The 17,785-nt window shown below is 62.3% G+C and carries 13 protein-coding genes; 11 read left to right on the top strand and 2 right to left on the bottom strand.

Annotated elements, in window-relative coordinates; genetic code table 11:
- Nucleotides 1-36 precede the first annotated feature (36 nt).
- Both cbiE and QCBJ_RS15550 read left to right on the top strand, forming a co-directional pair.
- Nucleotides 37-1,242, top strand: coding sequence for a precorrin-6y C5,15-methyltransferase (decarboxylating) subunit CbiE (cbiE, locus tag QCBJ_RS15555; protein ID WP_102061149.1), 1,206 nt, complete (start codon nucleotides 37-39; stop codon nucleotides 1,240-1,242).
- On the top strand, nucleotides 1,239-1,958 hold the full coding sequence (locus QCBJ_RS15550) for a cobalt-precorrin-6A reductase (RefSeq protein WP_046033957.1): 720 nt from the start codon (nucleotides 1,239-1,241) through the stop codon (nucleotides 1,956-1,958). The genes cbiE and QCBJ_RS15550 overlap by 4 nt, the downstream gene beginning before the upstream one ends.
- 119 nt (nucleotides 1,959-2,077) lie before the next feature.
- Here QCBJ_RS15550 and QCBJ_RS15545 read toward each other — a convergent pair whose 3' ends face one another.
- On the bottom strand, nucleotides 2,078-2,326 hold the full coding sequence (locus tag QCBJ_RS15545) for a DUF6124 family protein (RefSeq protein WP_093542775.1): 249 nt from the start codon (nucleotides 2,324-2,326) through the stop codon (nucleotides 2,078-2,080).
- Between the two features lie 568 nt (nucleotides 2,327-2,894).
- Between QCBJ_RS15545 and QCBJ_RS15540 the strand changes: the two genes are divergently transcribed.
- The 9 genes from QCBJ_RS15540 to QCBJ_RS15500 all read left to right on the top strand — a co-directional run bounded on the left by QCBJ_RS15540 (nucleotide 2,895) and on the right by QCBJ_RS15500 (nucleotide 12,917).
- Nucleotides 2,895-3,290 (top strand): DUF2946 domain-containing protein, encoded by a 396-nt coding sequence (locus QCBJ_RS15540; protein WP_046033956.1) that lies wholly within the window; start codon nucleotides 2,895-2,897, stop codon nucleotides 3,288-3,290.
- Nucleotides 3,291-3,336: 46 nt separating this feature from the next.
- Nucleotides 3,337-3,819, top strand: a complete 483-nt coding sequence (locus QCBJ_RS15535; RefSeq protein ID WP_012721981.1) for a copper chaperone PCu(A)C — start codon at nucleotides 3,337-3,339, stop codon at nucleotides 3,817-3,819.
- 11 nt (nucleotides 3,820-3,830) lie between these two features.
- On the top strand, nucleotides 3,831-4,220 hold the full coding sequence (locus QCBJ_RS15530) for a DUF2946 domain-containing protein (RefSeq protein ID WP_012721980.1): 390 nt from the start codon (nucleotides 3,831-3,833) through the stop codon (nucleotides 4,218-4,220).
- Nucleotides 4,221-4,313: 93 nt separating this feature from the next.
- The gene (locus tag QCBJ_RS15525; RefSeq protein ID WP_102061148.1) at nucleotides 4,314-6,374 is read left to right on the top strand and encodes a TonB-dependent copper receptor; all 2,061 of its coding nucleotides are present in this window, start codon (nucleotides 4,314-4,316) and stop codon (nucleotides 6,372-6,374) included.
- 124 nt (nucleotides 6,375-6,498) lie between these two features.
- Nucleotides 6,499-7,881, top strand: coding sequence for a PepSY domain-containing protein (locus tag QCBJ_RS15520; RefSeq protein WP_102061147.1), 1,383 nt, complete (start codon nucleotides 6,499-6,501; stop codon nucleotides 7,879-7,881).
- A gap of 150 nt (nucleotides 7,882-8,031) precedes the next feature.
- Nucleotides 8,032-10,140: a TonB-dependent siderophore receptor gene (locus tag QCBJ_RS15515; RefSeq protein WP_102061146.1), complete on the top strand. Its 2,109-nt coding sequence runs from the start codon at nucleotides 8,032-8,034 to the stop codon at nucleotides 10,138-10,140.
- Between the two features lie 43 nt (nucleotides 10,141-10,183).
- Complete coding sequence (locus QCBJ_RS15510; protein ID WP_102061145.1) at nucleotides 10,184-10,966, top strand: ABC transporter ATP-binding protein; 783 nt, start codon at nucleotides 10,184-10,186, stop codon at nucleotides 10,964-10,966.
- The gene (locus QCBJ_RS15505) at nucleotides 10,963-11,910 is read left to right on the top strand and encodes an ABC transporter substrate-binding protein (RefSeq protein WP_012721975.1); all 948 of its coding nucleotides are present in this window, start codon (nucleotides 10,963-10,965) and stop codon (nucleotides 11,908-11,910) included. Before QCBJ_RS15510 ends, QCBJ_RS15505 begins: the two co-directional genes overlap by 4 nt.
- Nucleotides 11,907-12,917: an iron ABC transporter permease gene (locus QCBJ_RS15500; RefSeq protein WP_102061144.1), complete on the top strand. Its 1,011-nt coding sequence runs from the start codon at nucleotides 11,907-11,909 to the stop codon at nucleotides 12,915-12,917. Before QCBJ_RS15505 ends, QCBJ_RS15500 begins: the two co-directional genes overlap by 4 nt.
- 17 nt (nucleotides 12,918-12,934) lie before the next feature.
- Here the strand turns inward: QCBJ_RS15500 and QCBJ_RS15495 are convergent, their stop codons facing one another.
- A complete protein-coding gene (locus QCBJ_RS15495) occupies nucleotides 12,935-17,545 on the bottom strand; it encodes a DUF4329 domain-containing protein (RefSeq protein ID WP_256581514.1) in 4,611 nt (1,536 codons plus the stop codon).
- Nucleotides 17,546-17,785: the final 240 nt, after the last annotated feature.

The following is a 17,785-nucleotide window of genomic DNA, read 5'->3' as shown; positions in this document are numbered from 1 at the left end:
AAAGCCTGCCCGTCGGATGTCGTTCAAGGAATCCATATGTCGCCCTGGCTGACGGTTGTAGGCATCGGTGAAGACGGCTTCAAGGGGCTGGGCAGGAATGCCCGGCATGCCCTGTTGCGCGCCACGCGGATTATAGGAGGTCAGCGCCAGTTGGACCTGTTGCCGGTGTGTATTCGTGGCGAGCGCCAGGTGTGGCCGAGCCCGTTTTCGCTGAAGCCGGTGCTGGCGCGACGCGGGGAGCCGGTGTGTGTGCTGGCGAGTGGCGATCCAATGTTCTATGGCGTGGGGGCGAGTTTGGCGCGGCAGGTGGCGGCGGATGAGCTGCTGATTTTGCCGGCGCCTTCGTCGGTATCGTTGGCGGCGGCGCGGTTGGGTTGGCCGTTGCAGGAGGTGGTGACGTTATCCGTGGTGGCCCGGCCGCTGGCGGCGCTGAATGCGCACCTGGCCAGTGGGGTGCGGCTGTTGGTGTTGAGCAATGATGGCCGCAGCCCGGCGTTGATTGCTTCGCTGCTAAGCGAATCCGGGTTCGGTGCTAGCCGTTTGTCTGTGTTTGAACACTTGGGCGGCGCGGATGAGCAGCGCATCGACGGGTTGGCGCACTCGTGGGAACACACCTCGGTCGCCGATTTGAACCTCGTCGCCATCGACTGCCTGGCCGACGCCCATACTGCGCGCCTGTCGCGTCTTGCAGGTTTGCCGGACTCAGCCTTTAAGCACGACGGTCAACTGACCAAACGCGATGTGCGCGCCATGACCCTTGCCCGCCTCGCCCCGATGCCCGGCGAACTGCTGTGGGATGTGGGTGCGGGCAGCGGCTCCATTGGGATTGAATGGATGCGCACGCATCCCAGTTGTCGCGCGCTGGCGATTGAAGCCGATGAAGGCCGCCAAGGCCTGATCGAACACAACCGCGAGGCCCTTGGCGTGCCCGGCCTGCAACTGATTCGCGGCAAGGCCCCCGCTGCATTGCTTGGCCTGGAAGCACCGGACGCCATCTTCATCGGCGGCGGCGTGACCCGCGAAGGCGTGCTCGACACCTGCTGGCAACACCTGCGCCCTGGCGGGCGGTTGGTCGCCAACGCCGTGACCCTGCAAAGCGAAATGACCTTGATGAACTGGCGCGCGCAGCATGGCGGCGAGTTGACCCGCGTCCATGTCGCTCAGGCGCAGCCGTTGGGGGAGTTTGATACATGGCGCCAGGCGTTGCCGATTACCTTGCTGGAAGTGGTCAAGCCCCTATGAAACGCATCCTGCTGTTGGGCGGCGTGACTGAAGCGCTGGCCATCGCTCGTACATTGGGCCCGGAACATATCTATAGCCTGGCCGGGGTTGGGCGCGTGCCCACCGACCTGACCTGCCAGGTGCGGGTCGGCGGTTATGGTGGGGCTGAGGGGTTGGCGCGGTTTGTACGGAATGAGGGGATTAGTCTGATTCTCGACGCGACCCATCCGTATGCCGCGCAGATCAGCCGCAATGCCGCCGAGGCTGCAAGCGCTTGCGGCGTGCCCTGCTGGGCATTGCGCCGACCGGCGTGGCAGCCGCAGGCGGGGGATGACTGGCGTGAGGTCAGTGATTGGGCGTCGTTGATTGAAGCGTTGAAGCCGTTCAAACGCCCGCTATTCACCTTGGGCCGCGAGCCGTTGCAGCATCTGGATGAAATCCCGCCGGAGCAGTTCTGGACGCTGCGCGCGCTGGATGTGTATCCGGGGAATGCGCGGTGTGAAGTGATTGGCGCGCGGGGGCCGTTTTTGATCGAGGATGAGCGCGCGTTGTTCGAACGGCGCGGGATTGATGTGCTGATCAGCAAGAACAGTGGTAGCACCGCGACGGAGCCGAAGCTGGAAGTGGCAAGGGAGCTTGGAGTGCCGGTGTTGGTGTTGAAGCGGCCGGTGTTGGCAGCAGTGGATCGAGAATTCACTACTGTGCCTGCGGTTCTACAGGCAATCACCACTCTCTAAACACCATCGATTCTATGTGGGAGGGGGCTTGCCCCCGATAGCGGTAGATCACTCACAGATGTATAGACTGACACACCGTAATCGGGGGCAAGCCCCCTCCCACCTTTAGAACTGCATCATCACGCAGCGTTTTTCGTTTGCCCGACACCATCATGCACACGATCAGCCAGCAGCAGCGCCAGCTCAATCAACTGCGCAACGCCCAGCAATTCCTCTCGTTTCAAGCCTTCCAGGTCAAACGCAAGATCACAGCTCAGCGCATTGGCCGAGGCGAGGGTTTCGCTGAGGTTGACCAGCAGGTCTTCGGTGCTGAAGCCGTCGGCTACGGTGAAGAGCCGGACGGGGGGATTTGGGGTGGGTTTGATCATTGTGAAGCTCCTTAATCTAAGTGGAGCTGCCACTCATCGCCGCGACGCGATAGGGGTGGCAGCTGTACGCAGGTTCGCGGACCGGAGATCAAGGAAGCCGGCATACCCGAAGGTATCCCGCGCACAGCCACCATAGCGCCGCACAGTAGACGATAAAAAAGCGTCAACTGAAAGGAGGCAATGCTTGATCCGTTCGGGCCGCGACGCCCGACCGCTGAGTTTGCTGCGGTGTACGGAGACTAGAGATTGAGTGTCCTAGGGACAACCTTAAAGGCCTGTCGGATATTTCTGCTTGCCCCTATTCATTGCCGAACACCGGCCAAATGTGGGAGGGGGTTGCCCCCGATAGCGTCAGCCCAGTCAACAAATCAGTGGCTGACCCACCGCCATCGGGGGCAAGCCCCCTCCCACATTTGAACTGTGCAGCGTTGAAGATCGGCATCCACTCGATTACCCGTCTATCCTCAAACCAGTCACTGCGACACCAAACCACACCCACCCTTTTTACTTATCCCCCCCGATCAGGCTAAATACCCTCCTGATCGTTTAACCCTACGGATTGTCCGCCATGGCCCGTCAACGCTTTGCAATCGCCTGGATCGCCTGCCTCGCAGTGCTGTTCAACGCCTTTGCCATGCCGATGGCCAGTGCGATGCAGCAGGCGGATGACCCGGTCAAGCAATTGCTGTGGGGCAGTTTCTGTTCCTCCAACGGCGCGAGCCTTAAGACGATTGCCCTGGGCAAGCTGGAAATCCCGGCGCCGCAGCAGGACGATCACTCCACCATGCAGCATTGCTGGTGTTGCTCCGGCTCGGCGCCGTTGGTGGCGTTACCGGGGTATGTGCCGCAGTTGTATGTCACGCGCTTCGACGCCGTGCAGAGCTTGCCGCCGCCCCAACTGCAAACGCCCACACCGCGCCAGCAATGGCCAAGCCTTAACCCCCGCGCCTCTCCAACGGCCTGATTTCTTCGCAAGTGAACTGCGTTTAGAACCGTTCTGGAGAACTGCCATGCTCAAATCTTCCCTGCTTCTGGCTGCGTTGTTGCTGCCGGTGTTCAGTGCTGCCAATGCCGAGGACTACAAGGCCGGCGAACTGGAGATCCGTGAACCCTGGTCCCAGGAGTTGCCGCCCAATGCGCCGACTGTCGCGGCCTATTTTGTCATCCATAACACCGGTGAAAGCCCGGACCGCCTGCTCAGCGTCGAGACGCCCGTGGCGGACAAGGCCGAGTTGCATGAGCATGTCATGCAGGGCGACTTGATGAAGATGCAACAAGTGCCGAGCGTGGCGGTACCGGCCAAGGGTGATTTGACCTTCGCGCCCATGGCGTATCACGTGATGCTGCTCGGTCTCAAAGACCGCAGCCTGTTGGCCGACGGCAAGCAATTCCCACTGACCCTGACCTTCGAAAAAGCCGGCAAGGTCGAGGTGGAAGTGTCGGTGCAGAAAGTGCCGCCCATGGCTGGCCACGAGCACAAACACCCTCAATAGACTGACACTCGATGGGCGCCCCTCGCGCCAGGTTATCCCCACACTCCCGCCTGAAACGCGGCAGTTGGATCAGCCTGTTCGCCATGCTAATGATCTTTATCGGTCCGCTGATTTCCCAAGCGATGCCGATGGACCATCACGCCGGTATGTCGATGGACATGCCGATGGAGCACGGCGAAGCCCATCACAAGAAAGCCCCTGACGAACACCACGCCCTCTGGTCCAAGTGCGGCTATTGCGACCTGCTTTACAGTTGCCCCGCCCTGCCCGGTGGCATTTCAACCTTTACCCTGAGCAGCCCGCCACCGGCCAATGCCCTCACCCCCGCCACGCGCCTGGGTCATGCCCGGCAGAGCATCTTCCCCGGCGCCCGTAGCCGCGCGCCGCCCATCGCCTCGTAAGCAGTTCACACCGTTACTTCACCCCGGCCGACTTTAGACAGACAGCCGCAGGCTGCTGGCCGTGTTGTTTACGATTGATTGATGGAATTTGTCATGTCCAGGTTTTCTGCTGACACCCGTTTGGGATGTACCCCCGTGCTCGCTGCCTTATGCGGCGCATTACTGGCTCCCCAGGTTCACGCTGACGAGCATGAACTGAGCCCCACCGTGATCACCGCGATCGCCCCCAGCTCGCCACTGACCGTGATCACCAACCCCAAGGACCCACGCCAGCCGGTGCCCGCGAGCGATGGCGGCGACTACCTCAAGACCATCCCCGGCTTCGCTCTGGTGCGTAATGGCGGCACCAATGGCGACCCGGTACTGCGCGGTATGTTTGGCTCACGCCTGAATATCCTCACCAACGGCAGCATGATGCTCGGCGCCTGTCCCGGCCGCATGGACGCACCCACCTCGTACATCTCGCCGGAAACCTACGACAAGCTCACCGTGATCAAAGGCCCGCAAACCGTGCTCTGGGGCCCCGGCGCCTCCGCCGGCACCGTGTTGTTCGAGCGCGAGCCGGAGCAATTCGGCGAGTTGGGCACGCGCCTTAATGCCAGTGTGCTGGCCGGTTCCAACGGGCGCTTCGACAAAGTCATCGATGCCGCTGCCGGCGGGCCGCTGGGTTACGTGCGGGTGATCGGCAACCAGGCCCATGCCGATGACTACAAGGACGGCAACAACGACACCGTCGCCTCGCGCTACGACAAGTGGAACGGTGATGTGGCGGTCGGCTTCACGCCCGATGCCGACACCCTGCTGGAACTCACCGCTGGCCGTGGCGATGGCGAAGCACGCTACGCCGGGCGTGGCATGGACGGCTCGCAGTTCCTGCGTGAAAGCCTGGGGCTGCGCTTCGAAAAATCCAACATCGGCGACGTGCTGGACAAGGTCGAAGCCCAGGTCTACTACAACTACGCCGACCATGTGATGGACAACTACAGCCTGCGCACACCGTCGGGCACCGGCATGATGGCCGGTCCGATGGCCTCCAACGTCGACCGGCGTACCCTCGGCGCGCGGATCAAGGCCACCTGGCGCTGGGCGGATGTGCAACTGATCAGCGGCCTGGACGCGCAGACCAATGAACACCGCCAGCGCAGCAGCATGGGCATCGACACCTACAAGGACTTGCCCAAGGTCAAGGACGCCAACTTCCACAACTACGGCGTGTTCGGCGAACTCACGTGGTACGCCGCCGACCGCGATCGCCTGATCACCGGCGCACGCCTGGATCGCGCCTCGGCCAAGGACTTCCGGCAAACCACCGGTTCCGGCATGAGCGCCCGCACCAACCCGACCGCCGATGCCACCCGCGCCGACACCTTGCCATCAGGTTTTACGCGCTATGAACACGACCTGGCCGACAGCCCCACCACCCTCTACGCGGGCTTGGGCCACTCGGAGCGTTTCCCGGATTATTGGGAGCTGTTTTCCCCCAACACCGGCGCGGTCGGTTCGGTAAATGCCTTCGACGGCGTGAAGCCGGAGAAGACCACCCAATTCGACTTCGGCGCGCAATACAAAGCCGAGGCGCTTGAAGCCTGGGCCTCGGGCTACATCGGCCGGGTGCAGGACTTCATCCTGTTCGACTACAGGCCAGGGATGATGGGCACCACTTCCCAGGCGCGCAACGTCGACGCACGCATCATGGGTGGCGAACTGGGCACAGCGTACAAACTGACGCGCAATTGGAAGGCCGACGCCACCCTCGCCTACGCCTGGGGCAAGAACAGCAGCGACGGCAAGGCGCTGCCGCAAATGCCGCCGCTGGACGCACGCCTTGGCCTCACCTACAGCGAAGACGACTGGAGTGCCGGCGCGTTATGGCGCGTGGTCGCGGCGCAAAATCGCATCGATCAGAACAAGGGCAACGTGGTCGGCAAGGACTTTGACAAGAGCGGCGGCTTTGGCGTGTTCTCGCTGAACGCGGCGTACCGCCTCAATAAACATTTCAAGGTCAGCACTGGCGTCGACAACCTGTTCGGCAAGGCCTACGCCGAGCACCTGAACCTGGCCGGCAACGCCGGGTTCGGCTACCCGGCCAGTGACCCGCAGGCCATCAAGGAGCCAGGCCGAACCCTCTGGACCAAAGTCGACATGAGCTTCTAAGAGCATCGGGGGCAAGCCCCCTCCCACATTTGAAGGTGTTCACAAAATCAAAAGTGTGGGAGGGGGCTTGCCCCCGATGACGGCCGACCAGACACAAAAAACTCAAAGCCTTGCGGAGCCCCCGATGAGCATTCAAAAAGTATCCTTCTACAACCTGGCCTGGCGCTGGCATTTCTATGCCGGCCTCTTCGTCGCCCCTTTCATGGTGCTGCTGGCCCTGACCGGCATCATCTACCTGTTCAAACCTCAGCTCGACCCGCTGATGTACGGCGACCTGCTCAAGGTCCAAACCGCCGAACACGCCCTGAGCGCCGACGAGCAACTGCGACGCGCCCAGGCCGCCTACCCCAACGGCGTGATCAGCAAGTACCTGCCGCCGGCCGACGCCACCCGCAGCGCACAATTCGTGATGCACAACGGCGGCCGCGAAGTGACGGTGTTCATCGACCCGTATCGCGGCACCGTACTCGGCGAGCAGGACGCCAAATACAACCTGCAAGCCATCGCCCGCGCGCTGCATGGGGAGCTGATGATCGGCACCGTCGGCGATCGCCTGGTGGAACTCGCCGCCGGTTGGGGCGTGATGCTGGTGGTGTCGGGCCTGTACCTGTGGTGGCCGCGCGGCAAGTCCTCGGCGGGTGTGCTGTGGCCAAGGTTCAGCAGTCGCGGCCGGGTGTTCTGGCGCGACCTGCACGCGGTCACGGGCTTCTGGGGCGCGTCGCTGCTGCTGGTGATGCTGCTCAGCGGCATGACCTGGACCGGCTTCTGGGGTAAGCAATACGCCGACCTGTGGAACAGGTTCCCGGCGGCCATGTGGAACAACGTGCCGCAGTCCGACCAGCAGGCGCGAGTGCTCAATACCGCAACGCAACAGACCGTGCCCTGGGCCCTGGAAAACACGCCGATGCCGATGTCCGGCGACCATGCCGAACACATGAACCACGGCGCGATGCACTCAGCGCCGGCCGCGCCCACCTTGCGCCTGCAACAGGTGGTCGACCTGGCGACCGCGCGCAAGGTCGAGCCCGGCTACAGCATCACCTTCCCGACCACGGCCGAGGGCGTGTTCACCGTTGCGGTGTTTGCCAACGATCCACGCAACGACGCCACCCTGCATGTGGACCAGTACACCGGCAAGGTCCTGGCCGATGTGCGCTGGGCGCACTACAACACCGTCGCCCGCGCCACCGAGACAGGCGTGATGCTGCACGAAGGCAAGATGTTCGGCTGGGTCAATCAACTGATCGTGCTGCTGATCTGCCTGATGATTCTGCTCAGTGCGGTCAGTGGCGTGGTGATCTGGTGGAAGCGCCGGCCAACGGGCGGCCTGGGCGTTCCGCCGTTGCGGCATGACCTGCCGAAGTGGAAAACCGCGATGGTGATCATGCTCGCCCTCGCGATCATTTTCCCGCTGGTGGGGGCCTCTCTGATCCTCGTGTGGGCGCTGGATTGCCTGGTGCTGTCACGCTTTTTTGGCCAACGTGAATCTGCCTCAGGTTCGGCATGAAACAGGCGAGATGCCCGGTACAGAGCCCTTCTGTAGCCTTGCGCGGACTTTTGTCTCGCAGCGAATAAGTGTTAACTTATAACACTTTCTGCGTTATCGTTGCTCGCCGCGCCCTGCGGCGAGTACCCCTCCAAGAAGACTGACCGACCGATGAACAAGTACCTCGCGTCCAGCCTGTGCCTGCTCGCCCTGCATAACAGCGCCCAGGCCCTGACCTTGCCCGCCAGCCCTGTCACCGCCACCGCCGTGGACGACGAACACGTCGACCTCAACACCCCGACCACCGCCGGTTCGCGCTTGAATCTCACGGCCTTGCAAACCCCCGGCAGTGTCGAGAGCCAGACCGGCGCGCAGATCCGCGCACGCGGCGATGCCAGTGTGCAGGACGCAATCTCCCGCGCCACCGGTATCAGCCGTACCGGCACGCCGGGCGATGGCGGCACGTCGTTGTCAGCCCGTGGTTTCACAGGCCAGGGCTCGGTGATGCAGTTGTACGACGGCAACCGCATGTACATGGGCATGGGCACGTCGACCTTCCCGGTAGACACCTGGTCGGTGGAACGCGTTGATGTGCTGCGCGGCCCGGCCTCGGTGCTGTACGGCGAAGGCGCTACGGGTGCGGTGATCAATACCGTGCCGAAAAAGCCGTTTGAAGGCGAGATCGAAAACCACCTCCGCCTGGGCTATGGCTCTTACGACCGCCAGCAACAAGCCCTGGACAGCGGCGGTTCGCTGACCGACACGCTGAGCTATCGCCTGAACCTCAATCGCCTGCGCAGCAATGGTTTCATCGACCGTGGCGACGCCAGCAGCGACTTCGTCAGTGGCGCCCTGCGCTGGCAGGCGGCGGACAATTTGAGCTTCACCCTGGCCAGCGACTACGGCGACCAGCGTCCGCAAAACTACTTCGGCACGCCACTGATCAACGGCCAGTTGCACAAGGGTCTGCGCGACAAAAACTACAACGTCAGCAACGACACCCAGCACTACAACGACCAGTGGACGCGCCTGACCAGCGAGTGGCAGATCAACGACAGCGTCAGCGCCACCAACGAATTGTTTTACCTGAAAAACCAGCGCCGCTGGCAGAACGCCGAGAACTACAACTTCACCAACGGCCAGCTCACTCGCAGCGGTAATTTCGGCATCAAGCACAATCAGGAACAGGTGGGCGACCGTCAGACCTTCACCTTCAAACACACGCTGTTCGGCCTCGACAGCCAGACCGTGACCGGTGTGGAATACAACCGCATCCGCTTCCGCCTGGCCAGTAACTCGCCGTTCAACGACGTGCTGGCGAGTGGTCAGCCTATCGATATCAATCACCCGGCACCCGCCGCGTTCGACAGCCAGAACGCGTTCAAGCCACTGTTCGCCACCACCACTAAAACCGTCGCCGGCTTCGCGGAAAACCGTTTGCAACTCACCGACTCACTGTCGCTGATCACCGGCATCCGTCGTGACTACGCCCATGTGGACCGTGATGATCTGCGCGACGGCAGCCAGAGCGACAAAACCCTCACCGGCAACAACTGGAAGGCCGGCCTGGTCTACGCGATCACGCCCGATACCTCGGTATACGGCCAGTACGCCACCAGCACCGACGGTGTTGGCGGCCTGATTTCCCTGAGCCCAGGCCAGCAGCAGTTCGACCTGTCCACCGCCAAGCAGACCGAGGTCGGCATCAAGCAGGCCTTCTGGGACCAGCGCGGCGAATGGACGTTGGCGGCGTATCACATCGTCAAGAAGAAACTGCTCACCGACGTGCCGGGCGACCCGGACCTCAAGCAGCAAGTTGGCCAACAATCATCACGTGGCCTGGAAGCCAGCCTCGACCTGCAACTGCCACACGCCTGGCAACTGCAAGCCAACGCGGCCATCGTCCATGCGCAGTACGACGACTTCAAACAGGACGTCGGCGGCGTGCAAGTGTCCCGCGACGGCAACCGCCCGGTGGACGTACCGCGCCGCACCGCCAACCTGTGGCTGAGCAAGGCCGTGACCGAGGACATCCGCGCGGGTGCCGGCGTGCGTTATGTCGACGCGCGTTACGCCGACATGGCCAACCAGAACGAGCTGCCGAGCTACACCGTGGTCGACGCCAGCGTGTCGTGGAACGCTATGCGCAACACCACCCTGGGCCTGCAGCTGAACAACCTGTTCGACCGCACCTACGCCGTCAGCCAGTACAACGACGGCCAACAATGGATCCTCGGTGAGCCGCGCGCCCTCTTCGTCACAGCGGACTACACCTTCTAAATGACCAAAACACCGTTCCACTGTGGTGGACTTGAGAGCATTGATGACTTCACTCACCCTCACCGGCCTCAACTGGTCACCTGCCGGCCACTGCCATCACCAGTTCCACCTGCGTGACGCCAGCCTGCAGGTCGGCGCAGAGGAGTTTGTCGGGCTGATCGGGCCCAATGGCAGCGGCAAGACCAGCCTGTTGCGCTGCGCCTATCGGTTCAGCAAGCCGGCGCAGGGTGACGTATGGCTTGCGCACCAGAACGTGTGGAAGCAGAGCGCCAAATGGTGTGCGCAGCGCATCGCGGTGGTCTTGCAGGAATTCCCCGACGCCTTCGGCCTGCGGGTGGATGAGGTGGTCGCCATGGGCCGCACGCCCCACAAAGGCCTGTTCGATGGTGACACGCTGCACGACCAGAAGATGATTCAGCAGACCCTGGAATCGGTCGGCATGCAGGGCTTTGAGGACCACGCGTTCGCCACCCTCTCCGGCGGTGAAAAACAACGCGTCATTCTGGCTCGCGCCCTGGCCCAGCAACCGCAACTGCTGATCCTCGACGAGCCCACCAACCACCTCGACCCGCGCTATCAACTGGAGCTGCTGCGATTGGTCAAACGCCTGAACATCGGCACCCTGGCCAGCATCCACGACCTCAACCTGGCGGCTGCATTCTGTGATCGCCTGTACGTGATCAACCACGGGCGCATCGTCGCCAGCGGCACCCCGCATCAGGTGCTCACCGCCGTCTTGTTGCGCGACGTGTTTGGCGTCGAAGCACTGATCGACACCCACCCCTTGTCCGACTACCCCCGAATCACCTGGATAACCCCACCATGATCCTGCGCGCTCTGCTTGCCGTTACCTTGCTGTTCAGCGCCGCCGAGGCGTTCGCCGAAGCGACCCACTACCCCGTCACCATCAAGAGCTGTAACCGTGACGTGACCTTCCAGGAAGCCCCGAAACACGCGGTCAGCCACGACATCAACATGACCCAGATGATGCTTGCCCTGGGCCTCAAGTCGCACATGGCCGGTTACAGCGGGGTCTCCGGCTGGAAGTCGGTGACGCCGGAAATGGCGCACCTGCTCGATGGTTTGCCAGAGCTGGCGAGCAAGTACCCGTCGGTGGAAACCCTGCTCAATGCCAACGTGGACTTTTTCTTCGCCGGTTGGGACTACGGCATGCGAGTGGGCGGCGACCTGACGCCGAACACCCTGCAACCGCTGGGCATCAACGTGTATGAGTTGACCGAGTCGTGCGCCTTTGTGATGAAGCGCCCGGCCGCCACTCTGGACGACACCTATAACGACCTGCGCAACCTGGGCAAAATCTTCGATGTGCAGGACCGCGCCACTGCCTTGATCGCGCAGATGCAGGCACAGGTCGCCGACGTGCAAAAGGACCTGCCGGCCGATAAGCCTCGGGTGTTCCTTTACGACAGCGGTGAAGACCGCGCCATGACGTCCGGCCGTCTGGGCATGCCCCAGGCGCTGATCGAAGCAGCCGGCGGGCGCAACATCCTCGATGACGTCGACGCCAGTTGGACCCGCATCAACTGGGAGACCGTGGTGGAGCGCAACCCGCAAGTGATCGTGATCGTCGACTACAGCGAAATCACCGCCGAACAGAAACAGCAATTCCTGCTGAACAACCCGGCCTTGCAAGCCGTGGACGCGATCAGGAACCAGCGCTTTATCGTCATCCCTTACGTGCAGGCCACGCCGGGCATCGACAACGTGCTGGCCGTTGAAACCCTGGCCAAGGGGTTCCACGGCGAATGATCACGCGTCGCTACGCCCTGCTGCTCGTCGCCCTTGGCACGGTGTTGCTGGTTTCTTGCGTGGTCTCGCTGGGCTTCGGCCCGGCGCGGGTGCCGGTGGAGGTGGTGGGGCGAATCCTGCTGTACAAGACCTTTGGCATCGGCGAGGCAACCTGGTCGGCCGGGCAGGAACCTATCGTGTGGCTGATCCGCGTGCCGCGCCTGTTGCTGGGTGTCTTGGTCGGCGCGGGGTTGGCCTTGATCGGCGCGGTGTTGCAGGCAGTCACGCGCAACCCGCTGGCCGACCCGCACCTGCTCGGTGTCACTTCCGGCGCCACGTTGGGCGCCGTGATCGTGGTGTTGCATGTGGATGAAGTCATCGGCCTGCTGACCCTGCCCATCGCTGCGTTTGTCGGTGCACTCGCGAGCATGCTGGTGGTGCTGGCGGTGGCCAGTCGCAACGGTCGGCTGGAGAGTGATCGCCTGCTGCTGTGCGGCGTGGCGGTGTCGTTTGTGATGATGGCCGCCGCCAATCTCTTGCTGTTTATGGGCGATCATCGCGCCGCGTCAGCGGTGATGTTCTGGATGCTCGGCGGGCTGGGCCTGGCGCGTTGGGAGTTGTTGGCCATCCCCGCCGCGAGTGTGCTGCTTGGGCTGGTGCTGCTGCTCGGCATGGCCCGCCCGCTGAACGCGCTGATGGCCGGTGAACAGACGGCCGTGACCCTTGGCCTGAACGCACGCACCGTCCGCCTGAACGTCTTCCTGATTGCCTCATTGATGACCGGCGTATTGGTGTCCATCAGCGGCTCCATCGGTTTTGTCGGGCTGATGGTGCCGCACATTGCCCGCCGCCTGGTGGGCGCAGAACACCGGCGCTTATTGCCGGTGTGCGCACTGCTGGGCAGCCTGTTCCTGGTGTGGGTGGATGTGGCCGCACGCACCCTGATCGCCCCCGAGGATCTACCGATCGGCGTCGCCACGGCAGCGATTGGCGGGCTGTTCTTCATTGGCTTGATGCGCAAGCGTTGAGTCATACCGGTCACGCGTCACAGTTCATCCTTGTCGCGGCCATACAGCGTGTCATCGGTATCCGGCAGCGATTGCACACCGTTGTGGGGCCAGTCAGGCCCCAACACGCCACGGCGGGTCCAGAAGTCATCAGTTTCCAATACCGACAGGTTACCCACACGCCTCATTCGCTCCACCAGCACACTGGGATCAGGGGCCAGGCCAGGGCCGAGCAGCGCACTCTCCTCCTGCGTATGGCCAGGGACATACTTGAGTAATGCGCCCTCGCGACAGACCAGGTAGCAGCTCTCGGCCACCGGCAGGTTGGTTCTTACAATCGACACATAACGCCGCCAGTCATCCAGCGACGCGAAGCGCTTGAGCAAACGCAGGTCCTTCGCCTCCAGGCTGGTGGTTGAAGGGATGACTTTATAAAACGCCTGGATCGCGGCAATGTTGTAAAAGTACAGGGCGTAGGCATTTGTCAGGTTGAGTCCAAAGCCGGCGAGACGAAACAAACGCGCCAGGCTCCCCGGAAACGGCAGCGACCGATCCTCCACCGGCTCCAGTGCCACAAAGCCGGACTCATCCGGCGGCACCAGTACCGCCCCCAGGTACTCGATGCCATTGAAGCGCCCCACACGCTTTTGCGCGGAGCGGGCGGCGTCATCGGCATAGAAATACAACGCATCGCAAAACAGATGAGCGTACGGCCCGCTGTCCGAGTGGCCCGTCACGACTTTAGGTGACCAGTCCAGCCCCACCTTCCCGACACTGGCCCATATCGGGCTGCGCACCCAAACCTGCATGTCCCCCCGTGCCGCAAGACTGCGGACATAATCCTGCATCTTCAGCGAACCATCGAGCAGGCTCGCGAGAAGGCGCGGCGCCTGGTTGAGCATCTCGAACAACAACGCACTGCGCTCAAAGTCATACTGCAGCAGCGCACCGTCGGCGCACATCAAGTACAGCGTCAGCACCCGGCCATTGCCAAAGCGTTTTGCAGCGCTGAGTGCGTTGACCACCTCCTGCGGCCAAAAAAAGTGCTTGGCCATTTCACCCTCAAGACTGGACGCCTGGACGGTCGGCGCCTGCAAATACAGGCCATCCCACACGTAGCCTTGAGGTAACTGGCCAGCAACCCATACTTGCTCAAGCTTTACGAAGCTCTCACGGGCCAACGGCGCAGTCGCCATATAGCGCTGCTTTTTGGCTGATTTGAGCACGTAGCCAAAGGTCAGTTGCGCTGGCGTGGTCGACCCCAACTGCAGGGCGCGTACCGCATCGATGGCCCGGGTATACAACGGGCTGCACGGTGGGTCGGCCAATGCCTGGCGGATCTCCCGCGCCGGCGGTTGCTCAACATTCCAGACGAACGTGTCTACCAGTAACCTCGCCGGCCCCCACAGCACGCTGCCACTGATCACCCGCAGGTCACCGGCCTTGGCGACCTCGGTCACAAACTCCGTAGGCAGCAGCGTCCCCTGGCGTATTTGCTGTTCGACAAGATTGTCGGCGTAATCGCCCCTGACCGCATTCAGCGGAGCCAGGCGACTTCTAAGAGCGGCCTCTTCGGCGGAGTCCGTGCGCTGATAGCTGAGAATCGAGCCATCCGGGCCGAACAGGTATTCGCGCTTGACCTGCGTTTCATGCAGCAACAGATACGCCAACACCGCGCTGGGCAGCATGCTTTTGTAAACGGCTTTTTGCGCTGTGGCCAACAAGAGCTCTACCTCCACGTCCAACCGCGAGCGATAGCGCGCGACGATAGAAGCGCCGCCTGGATACAACCCCTGCGAAATGGCTTCGTCCGGGTAAATCCAGTTCCGGGCAAACCCTTGGGGAGGCACTGCCAGCGGGTCGGTCGCGGTAAAAGCGCCATTGGCGAGGCGTAATACCACCCCACCGTAAGCCCGCTGCCGAACCGTGCCCACCAACGCCTGCACATGGCGCGCGGCATCATCGGCACTGGCAAAGGTGGGGCCAAGGCGGCGACGTGTCATGGCCGAGTAACCGTTCCAATCCGGGGAAACCAGGCCTTCCTTGTCCCAATACTGGCTGGTCCGCAGGACCGTCAGCTGACCCCGCTTGGCCGTCTCCCTGACGAACTCCACGGGTGTCTTTGCACCGGAGTTCAATTGCGCAATGGTGTCCTCGAGGTTTCGCTCCAGCGGCCCCCCACCGCCCAACTGAAATGGCAACGACACATACCGCAGCAATGCGCCTTCGTCGGTCGAGAAATAAATCGGCAGGTACTGCCCGTCGTTGTATTTCTCCCCCCGACGCTTGGCGTCATAGAGTGCGGCGTACAGCTCGCCAGGCTGCACAAAATAGCGGGCAAGCCATGAGTCAGCGGCCCCCAGGCCTGTGGGCTGCCATTGTTGGGAACGAAAGAGTGCATGCAGCACAAACCCCTCGGGAAAGCGGAAGTCGCCGGGCTTTTCGGAGGAGGCAAAGACACTGTTGAGGTTGAAAAGCGCGTAGCGAGCACTCACGCCAACCACCTGCGAGGCGACGAACTCGTCGCTTTTCGGGTGCCTGAGAATGAAGCTAAAACAGGATTGATGGGCAAGACTACGGCCATGAACCCGGGCATGCAGGTTGCGGGCAGCCTCATCGGCACTGCCGAAGACTGCGCCGAAAGTGGCGTAATCCGGTGCGCCGACGCGGGGGGCATCAGGCAAATTGGGCGACCAATCGCTATGGAGCACCGAGCGTGGGCCCCACAATCTACTGCCTTCAATGACCTTGATCTCGCCGGCCTCGGCGAGGTGAACGACCCACTGTGCGGGCGTAATCAGACCATTGGCCATTTGCTCACGAATACGGCTGCCGCCCGCACGCGGTGCGACGTTTTGCAAAAGTAATTGCTCGACGAGCGTCTGACTCGGCGTGTAAGCCAGCAAACAGTCCCGCCCCCCCGACAGGAACGCCACGCGCTTTTGCCGGATGACCTCACGGATTTCATCATCGGCAAACGCCTGCATGTTGATCATTGCATCATCCCGCGTCCAACCACGCTGCTCGACCCAGGCCGGGTCAACCATGGACAAGGCCGGATGAGAACCATAACGACCGTGTAACTGATAGAGCTCCGGCGGGATCAAAGGGCCCTTGCCCCCTGCCGGGAAAAACAACGGTTTGTCGAAGGGGTTTGCGTCGCTTTCAAGCGGTTCGGTAATGACAAATCGGCCGTCCTCTCCCTTGAGCACATAGCCGCCGTAATAGCGATCGCGTCGATGGCCGATCTGCTCGTGGGCATGCACCGCCGCGTCGACGGCCGACAAAAAGGATCGACTGAGCGTCACCTCATAAAACGAGGTCAACAGCGTCGAACGGTCATCCACTAGACCTTCATAGCGCCACAGTTCGCCGGGCTGCACCACCGACAGGTCACCGGCGGCCAGCACCCGACGCACGTACTCACGCGGCCTAAGGGTCCCCGCCAGGAGCGCTGCCTGAGCGCCGTTGTCGTTGAGCACACCATCACGTTGCACCAGCGCCAGGCGGGTGTGTTCAGCGAGACCCGGCAGTTTGAACCGCAACAGAGCACCGTCCTCAGCCTTCATGTACAGCGCAAGGCCGCGGGCTTTGTCTTGAATACCCGCGGTCAGGCGCGATTGGGTGATGGCCGCGACCATTTCCGCAGGCGTGAAAAAGTGCGCGTATAACCAAGGCTCTCTTTTGGGAAACGCGGTTTCATCCGGCCTGGAGGTGTAATAAATCGCCTCGAGCCGCAATTGCGAAGGCAACCTCGGCTTGCCGTCCGGGCGCTTGGGGAACAGGCCTTCGATCGCGAACAGCGGCTGACCCGTTGCCTGCGGATAGGTGGCGACATAACCCTCACTCTGGGTGTGCTTGAGCACAACCCCCATTGTGCGAGCGGGCACTGCTGTCGGCGCATTCGCCAGGGCACTCAGAACAGCCAGTTCAGCACGGCCAAACACCTGAGTGAAGGCGGGTTGCTCCCGAACGGTGCCTGGCAGCGCGACCGGCTTGCCGACTTTCCAGGCCCGCGTGACCTTGCCACGCCCCCCCCCCCACTCGGCAATGGGCTCGATCACGCGCAACTCTCCCGCCTCGGCGAGCAGCCAGATCAGATGTTCGAAAACGCTGGACTGTTCAATCGGCAGTTTGCCGGTCCATTGCTGGTAAAGGGTCTGTTCCTGGGTCGAGTCACTGCTCACATACTTGAGCAAACTGCCGTTCGGCCCAGACAGGTAATGCGCGCGTGCCGTCTTTCGGTGTTCGACGATAAACCTCATGTCGGGAATGGAAAAAAGGCTCTGGAAAATCACTACCTGTGGGCCTGTCATGCCGGGGTTCTGCCGCGCTACCTCGTCGGGCGCCAGCGGATGGGAGTGGTAATAGGCCTCGCCCATATAGCCTTCGGGCAGCACGAAATCGCCATTCTTATCGGTGGGCAATATCAAGGTGTGATCGAACATGACGTGTTGGTCCGGCACCGGCTCGGTGGCGTAGAACCGACCACCGCGTTTGAAAATCGCCCCACCGTACTCGCGGTCACGGCTGTGGCGAGCAATGCGCTCATGTGCCCAGCGGGCGGCATCATCAGGCGTGACAAAAGGCGGGCTCAGAGGGGGAAGTTCCGCACGGGAGGCGGGCGGATTTACCGGAGTATTTTCCATGGGCATTCACTGGCAATAGGGATAAAAGTACGGGCCATCCTGGCCCATGCCCACCCGCCCATTGCGTTGCATAGCTACCTCGCCCTGTTTCGGGGCTGCGGCTGCACTCACGCATCAATCCGGCGCCAACCTGGTGCACGCCTGCGCATGACTGAGCCATCCCGCCTCGTGGCGACACGCCCTCAGCCCTCTCGGCACAGCCTTTGCAATCGCTTGCTCAGCAGCTGTTTCTGCCCTCAT

Origin of the sequence: Pseudomonas sp. QC2 (assembly GCF_002859085.1) — a bacterium.
GTDB lineage: Bacteria > Pseudomonadota > Gammaproteobacteria > Pseudomonadales > Pseudomonadaceae > Aquipseudomonas > Aquipseudomonas petroselini.
The sequence above is the reverse complement of the archived record's forward strand: the minus strand, read 5'-3'. Positions and strand labels throughout refer to the sequence as shown.